The 6,869-nt window shown below is 62.0% G+C and carries 5 protein-coding genes; 3 read left to right on the top strand and 2 right to left on the bottom strand.

Annotated elements, in window-relative coordinates:
- Together WBB95_RS14365 and WBB95_RS14360 are read right to left on the bottom strand one after the other, a co-directional pair.
- The coding region (locus WBB95_RS14365) for an efflux RND transporter permease subunit (protein ID WP_424488179.1) at positions 1 to 2,011 on the bottom strand (2,011 nt) is incomplete at its 3' end.
- A gap of 2 nt (positions 2,012 to 2,013) precedes the next feature.
- Positions 2,014 to 3,120 (bottom strand): efflux RND transporter periplasmic adaptor subunit, encoded by a 1,107-nt coding sequence (locus WBB95_RS14360; protein WP_424488178.1) that lies wholly within the window; start codon positions 3,118 to 3,120, stop codon positions 2,014 to 2,016.
- A gap of 99 nt (positions 3,121 to 3,219) precedes the next feature.
- Here WBB95_RS14360 and WBB95_RS14355 point away from each other — a divergent pair, with 99 nt between their 5' ends.
- The 3 genes from WBB95_RS14355 to WBB95_RS14345 form a co-directional block, all read left to right on the top strand.
- On the top strand, positions 3,220 to 4,425 hold the full coding sequence (locus tag WBB95_RS14355) for a multidrug effflux MFS transporter (RefSeq protein WP_424488177.1): 1,206 nt from the start codon (positions 3,220 to 3,222) through the stop codon (positions 4,423 to 4,425).
- Between the two features lie 76 nt (positions 4,426 to 4,501).
- Positions 4,502 to 5,368, top strand: coding sequence for a pirin family protein (locus WBB95_RS14350; protein ID WP_424488176.1), 867 nt, complete (start codon positions 4,502 to 4,504; stop codon positions 5,366 to 5,368).
- A gap of 167 nt (positions 5,369 to 5,535) precedes the next feature.
- Positions 5,536 to 6,869: mechanosensitive ion channel domain-containing protein (locus WBB95_RS14345; protein WP_424488175.1), on the top strand; the 1,334-nt coding region annotated here is incomplete at its 3' end.

The following is a 6,869-nucleotide window of genomic DNA, read 5'->3' as shown; positions in this document are numbered from 1 at the left end:
CGCGAAACACCACCGGGAACGGCACGGGTGGGCCAAACAGCAATTGCGTGACGCGCACCCGCGCCGACGGAAATTCACCGGCGGCAATGCGCTCGCGCATGCGCAACTTGAGCGCGTCGCGGGCCTGGGAATCCGGGGTTTGCACGATCAACTTGGCGAATGCCGGGTCTGGCAACTCGGGGTTCAGCGACAGGAAAAACCGTGGCGCGCCGCCGCCCACATACGTGTCGACGAGGCTGGTTTGCGGCTCTTGCATCAGCGCTTTTTCCAGCTGCGCGGCCACTGCTTCAGTGGCTTTGAACGCACTGCCGGGCGGCATGTACACCTCCAGAATCAGCTCGGAGCGGTCGGAGTTGGGAAAGAACTGCTTCTTCACCACACCCATGCCCAGCCCGCACAGCACGAACGCCGCCACCACCAGCCCGGTGACCCACCAGCGCCGGCGCACGCACGCCTCCACCAGGCTGCGCAGTTTCTGGTAGTAACGCCCAGCGTAAATCGCATCATGGCCGCCGGGCACCGGTTTGATTTGCGGCAGCAGTTTCACGCCTAGATAGGGTGTGAATACCACCGCTACCAGCCACGACGAAATCAATGCAAAGCCGACGATCCAGAAGATATTGCCGGCATATTCCCCCGCGCCAGAGCGTGCAAACCCGACCGGCAAAAAGCCGATAATCGTCACCAGGGTGCCGGTCAGCATCGGCGCAGCAGTCGAACTCCAGGCGAAAGTGGCGGCGTGGATGCGGTCAAAGCCTTCCTCCAGTTTCACCACCATCATCTCGATGGCGATGATCGCGTCATCCACCAGCAAGCCCAGGGAAATAATCAGCGCGCCGAGGGTGATGCGGTCGAACTCACGCCCGGTCAACAGCATGATCACAAACACCACCGACAAGGTCAGCGGTACGGCGGCGGCGACCACCAGGCCGACGCGAAAGCCCAGCGCCAACAGGCTGATCACCATCACCACAGCCAGGGCGACGAAAAATTTCAGCATGAATTCATTTACCGCCAGGCTGATGTTTTTCGCCTGGTCGGAGACTTTGGCGAAGTTCACCCCCAACGGCAGGTCTGCCTGGATTCTGGCTTCCTGGGCCTTGAGGCTCTTGTCCAGTTCGAGGCCGTTCCAGTGTTTTTCCATGATCACGCCCAGCATCAGCGCGGGGTCGCCCTGGTGGCGGATGCGGTAGCTCGGCGGGTCTTCATAACCACGGCTGACGGTGGCCACGTCGGCAATGCGCAGTACTCGGCCGTTGGCTTCCAGCGGCACATTTTCGATCAATGCCAGGCTGTCGAAAGCGCCATCGACACGGATGTAGGCGCGGGCTCCAGCGGTCTCGACAAAGCCTGACGGCGCCACGGCATTTTGCGCGGCGAGGGCGGCGAATATCTGGTCGGGCTTGATGCCCAGGGTTGCCAGGCGCTCATAGGAGAACTCGACAAAAATCCGCTGCGCCTGCTCGCCCAGGATATTGACCTTCTTCACCCCCGGCAGGTTAAGAAACCCCTGGCGCAGGTCTTCGGCCATTTGCACCTGTTGCCGGTGGGGCAGGTGTTCGGCCTCCAGGGCGTAGAGGGCGAAGTACACATCGGAATACTCGTCGTTGAAAAACGGCCCGATCACGCCTTTCGGCAGTTTGGCGGCTTCATCGCTGAGCTTTTTGCGGGTCTGATAGAACAGGTCCTGGATTTCACTGGGGCGGGTGGACTCCTTGTATGTCATGCGCATCGACACAAAGCCCGGCTGGGCAATGGTCTCGACGCGGTCGTAGTAGTCCAGTTCCTGCAGGCGTTTCTCCAGGCGGTCGGCCACTTGCTCCTGCATTTCCTGGGCGGTAGCGCCAGGCCAGGCGGCGGTGATGGTCATGACCTTGACGGTAAATGACGGGTCTTCGGCGCGCCCCAGTTTGCCGAACGAGAAGATCCCGGCGGCGAGGATCGCAATGATCAAGAACAGCGTGACCGCGCGGTGTTTCACCGCCAGTTCGGAAAGGTTGATGCCGCGCATGTTCAATGGTCCTGTTTGCGGTTGAGGGCCAGCACCTGGGCGGGCAGCAGGCGTACCGCATCGCCGCTGTGCAGCAGGTGCGCGCCGAGGGCGACGATCGTTTGGCCGGGGGTTACGCCGCTGTCGAGCAAGGCGTCTTCCTGGCCAAGGCTGGCGACGTTCACCGGGGTGAACGTGACCTTGTCGTCAGCGCCGATCAGCCACACGCCGGTGCCTTGCCCGGCGTCTTGCAACGCGCCGATGGGCACCCGTGTTTGCTCGGCCTGGCCGTCGCCTTGCAGGCGCACGGTGATGGTCGAGCCCAGCGCAAAGCGATCGACGGCGCCGTGCAGCACATAACGCGCGCGGTAGGTGCGGGTGGTCGGGTCGGCACTGGCAGACAGTTCGCGCAGCGTGGCGGTGACGGCTTGGTCCGGTGCGCCAAAGGGGAAGGCCAAGGCCTTTTGCGAGGCGTAGTCGCGACTGTTTTCCGGCAGGTTGACGATGGCTTCGCGGGCGCCATCGTGGGCCAGGCGCGCGACGATTTGCCCTTCAGCGACCACTTGGCCGCGGTCCACGCGCACGTCGGTGATGATGCCGTCGCCGTCGGCCTTGAGTACCGAGTAGGTGCGACGGTTTTCGATCTGGCTGGCATCGGATTGCGCCGCGGCCAGCTCGGCTTCGGCGACGTGCAGGTTGGTCGCCGACTGATCGAAGATCTGCCGCGACACCGCGCCGGTAGAGGCCAGGCGCTGGTAGCGGTTTTCATCGTCGCGGCGCTGACGCAGTTGCGCCTGGGCGGCATTTACGCGGTTCTTGGCCGAGCGCAGGGCCAGCTCGAAGTCGCCGATGTCCAGCACCAGCAGGGTATCGCCGCGCGAGACGTGTTGGCCGGGGTCCACCTTGCGCTCGATGACCTTGCCGCCGACCCGAAAGCCCAAATCGCTTTCAGTGCGGGCCGCGACCACGCCGGTATAGGCACGTTGCTGGGTGCCGGCGGCTTCCACTTTGGCAGCCAGAACAGGACGGGGCAGGGGCGCTTCGGCGGCGATGTCGGCTTTGCTGTTGCAGCCGCTCAGTACAATCAATAGGGCCAGGGGCGTGAGAAGACGCAGGGGTAGAGGGTTCATGGCGGGCTCCGGGGTGGCAATAGGGAAAAAATTATGGACATAATTTTTTACTCATATTATGGTCGAAATATAAATTAATCCAGCCCCCGGATAATCCCCATGACAAACGCCCCGGCACCTTCACGCCGCCTGTTGTTTTTACTGGTTGCACTGACTGCCCTGGGGGAAGTCTCGACCCAATTGCTTATCCCCGGCCTGGGCGTCATCGAGCAGGTGCTGGCGGCGCCGCCCGGTTCGGCCTTGATGGCCCTGTCGGCATTTGTCGCCGCTTTTGGCCTGGGGCAGTTGGTGTTCGGGCCACTGTCGGACCGCATTGGCCGGCGCCCGGTGTTGATCGGCGGGCTGGTGTTGTATGTACTGGCCACCCTGGCGATGCTGTTGGTCAACGATATCCACCAGTTCATCGCGGCCCGCGTGCTGCAAGGGTTGGGCGCCTGCGCTGCATTGGTATTGGCACGCACCGTGGTGCGTGACGTGTGGAAGGCTGAGGCGGGGCCGGCGCTGGCCCTGACCATGATTGGCATGCTCTACGCGATTGTTGTCGCGCCCATGATCGGTGGCCTGCTGATCAAGCTGTTCGGCTGGCACGCTCCCATCGTCCTGGCACTGGGGATTGGCAGCGTGGTACTGCTGCTGGTGGTGCTGCTGTTTCGTGAAAGCAATCACTTCCTCGATCCCAAGGCCGGCCACTGGCGCACCCTCGGCGGCCAATACCTGGATTTGCTCAAAGGCCGCCCATTTCGCGCGTATGCCGTGGCGTTGGCCTGCACCTATGGCGCGATGTTCGCGGTGATCGCCGGTTCATCGGCGGTGTTTATCAACTTGCTGGGTTTCAGCAGCCTTGAGTACGGCATCAACTTTGGCTTGATCGTGTCGATGCTGATCGTCGGTTCTACCTATACCCGGCGCAACATCCTGCGCCTGGGGCCACAGCGAATTGTGGCGATGGGTGTGACGATGGTGGCTGTTGGCGGGGTTTCAGCGCTGGTTATCTATGCGCTGTTCGGGCTGTCGGTGCTGGGCCTGGATATCCCGGTGGCCCTGGTCACCCTCGGCGGCGGCCTGGTATTGCCCGGCTCGGTCACGGGCGGGGTGATGCCGAATGCACACCGTGCCGGTCTCGCGGCGGGGCTGATGGGTTTTTCGCAAATGTTCGGTGCCACGTGCAGCGGTGTGTTGTTAAGCCATCTGCGCGATGGCAGCGCCACACCGATGATCGTCATCCAGGCCGGTTTCGCGGTGACGGCCTTCGTCGCGTTCCATTTGCTGCGTCAGCGCCAAGTCAAGGGATTGTCCTATACATAGAACAATCCAGGCTGCTTTTGCCGGCTAGTGCCGCAAGGCGAGTCGGCTTATGGTGTAGGCACTTTGGAGGTACACCATGAAAAAACTCATCGGCATCTACACCAGCCCCCGCGCGCATTGGGTCGGCGACGGCTTTCCGGTGCGCACACTGTTTTCCTACGACGCAATGGGCGAACACATCAGCCCATTTCTGTTGCTGGACCACGCTGGCCCGGCTGATTTCACGCCCACCGAACAACGGCGTGGCGTCGGGCAACACCCGCATCGCGGTTTTGAAACCGTGACCATCGTCTACGACGGCGAAGTCGAGCACCGCGATTCCACGGGGGCCGGCGGCAAAATCGGTCCGGGCGATGTGCAATGGATGACGGCGGCCAAAGGCATTCTTCACGAAGAGTTCCATTCCGAAGCGTTTGCCCGCAGCGGCGGGGCGCTTGAGATGGTGCAACTGTGGGTCAACCTGCCGGCGAAAGACAAGATGGCTGACGCGGGCTACCAGACCCTCGTTGACGGTGACATTCCGGTGCTGCCGCTGGACAACGACGCCGGGCAACTGCGCTTGATCGCCGGGCAATTTGCCGGTGTGTCGGGGCCGGCCCGTACGTTCACACCCATCGACGTCTGGGACTTGCGCCTGAACGCGGGTAAAGCAGTGACGCTCGACCTGCACGCCGGGCGCAACACCGCGTTGGTGATCCTGCGCGGCACGCTGCTGATCAATGGCGAAGAGGTTGCGCGCCAAGGTCAGCTGGCGTTGTTCGAGCGCGATGGACAGCAGATCACCCTGGAGTCCAATGATGACGCCAAGGTGTTGCTGCTCAGCGGCGAGCCGATTGATGAGCCTATCGTCGGGCACGGCCCGTTCGTGATGAACACCGAGCAGGAAATTCACCAGGCATTCGCCGATTTCCGCTCCGGTCAGTTCGGGCAGATGCACGCGTAATTGCCAGGCGCAGAACCCTGTGGGCACTGGCTTGCCTGCGATAGCATCACCCAGGTTTAGCTAACAGACCGAGGTGTCTGCATCGCAGGCAAGCCAGCTCCCACATTTTGTTTTCCAGCGTTATCAATTCATGCGATCTTCTGGGCATTCGCCCTGGAGTCGCCTGGATGCCCTCATTTATCGCCGATCACCCGATGTTTTGCGCCCTGGCGCTGATCTTTATCGACATCGCCGTGTGGCGCCTGATTTCTCCCACCTTCGCCAACTGGAAACTCGCGGCGCGGCTGGTGATCTTCGCTGTCTTCAGTGCCGTGCTGTTCAACGACGGCATGAACCCCATGCAAGCTGCGCCTTATGCCGATAACACTGCCTTGCACCTGGCAGCCACCGCGCTGCAGATCGGCTGGTGGCTGTTTGCCGCGCGCACGCTCACAGTGTTGCTCGGCGCGGTGATGATGCAGCGGGTCGGCCACACCGGGCGGCTGCTACAGGACATCGTGGGCGCGGTGATTTTCCTGATCGCGATTATCGCCGCCATGGCGTACGTGCTCGACCTGCCGGTCAAGGGCGTGCTGGCTACCTCGGGCGCCGTGGCGATCATCGTCGGCCTGGCGTTGCAAAGCACCTTGAGCGACGTGTTTTCCGGGATTGTGCTCAACACCACCAAGCCTTATCAGATTGATGACTGGATCTCCATCGACGGCACCGAAGGCCGCGTCACGGATATCGACTGGCGCGCCACGCGGCTGCAAACCTCGCAGGGCAGTATGGCGGTGATCCCCAATTCGCTGGCGGCGAAGGCCAAGATCATCAATTTCTCACGCCCGGCGGACATGTTCGGGCTGGCGGTCAGCCTGCAAGTCAGCCCCCATGCACGCCCGCAAGTGGTAATCGAGGCGCTGGAGCGGGCGATGCAAGGTTGCCGGCCGCTGTTGGCCAAGCCGGCGCCGAGCGTGGCGTTCAAGACGTCCGTGAGTGGCGGCGTCGAGTATGAAATCAGCGGTTTTGTGCCGTCCATGGCCTTGAAACGCGAAGTGCGTAATCAGCTTTATGATTTGGCGTTCCGGCACCTGCAAGCCGCGGGTGTGGGTGTTTTGTCTTCCACGGAGAGCAGCGCGCCACCTGCCATGACGGGCGCGCGGGCGTTGTTGGAACGCTCGTCGATTTTCTCGACGTTGCGCCAAGAGGAGAAAGAGACGTTCAGCCAGAACATGACGCTGCACACGTACCGTACCGGCGAGATGATTTTGCCGGCGGGGGAGGTCAGCGATCATTTGTTCATTGTCGAATCGGGTGTGGTGTCGGTGATATTGGTCAAGGGCGGTCACAAGTTCGAGGCGGGGCGGATGGGGCCGGGCGAGGTGATTGGCGAGGCGGGGGTTTTGTCCGATCAGGCGGCGTTGGCGGACTTTTCGGCGAAGACGTTTTGTACGTTGTATCGGATTGAGAAGGAGTATCTGAAGCCTTGTCTGGATGCTCGGCATGACATCAGTGAGGCTAT

This window comes from Pseudomonas sp. (assembly GCF_049645325.1).
Taxonomy (GTDB): domain Bacteria; phylum Pseudomonadota; class Gammaproteobacteria; order Pseudomonadales; family Pseudomonadaceae; genus Aquipseudomonas.
Note: the sequence above shows the minus strand (reverse complement) of the source record. Positions and strands in the feature narration are given on the sequence as shown.

Coding starts and splice junctions, on each gene's coding strand:
- WBB95_RS14355 (WP_424488177.1), top strand. CDS start 3,220: ATGACAAACGCCCCGGCACCTTCACGCCGCCTGTTGTTTTTACTGGTT.
- WBB95_RS14360 (WP_424488178.1), bottom strand. CDS start 3,120: ATGAACCCTCTACCCCTGCGTCTTCTCACGCCCCTGGCCCTATTGATT.
- WBB95_RS14350 (WP_424488176.1), top strand. CDS start 4,502: ATGAAAAAACTCATCGGCATCTACACCAGCCCCCGCGCGCATTGGGTC.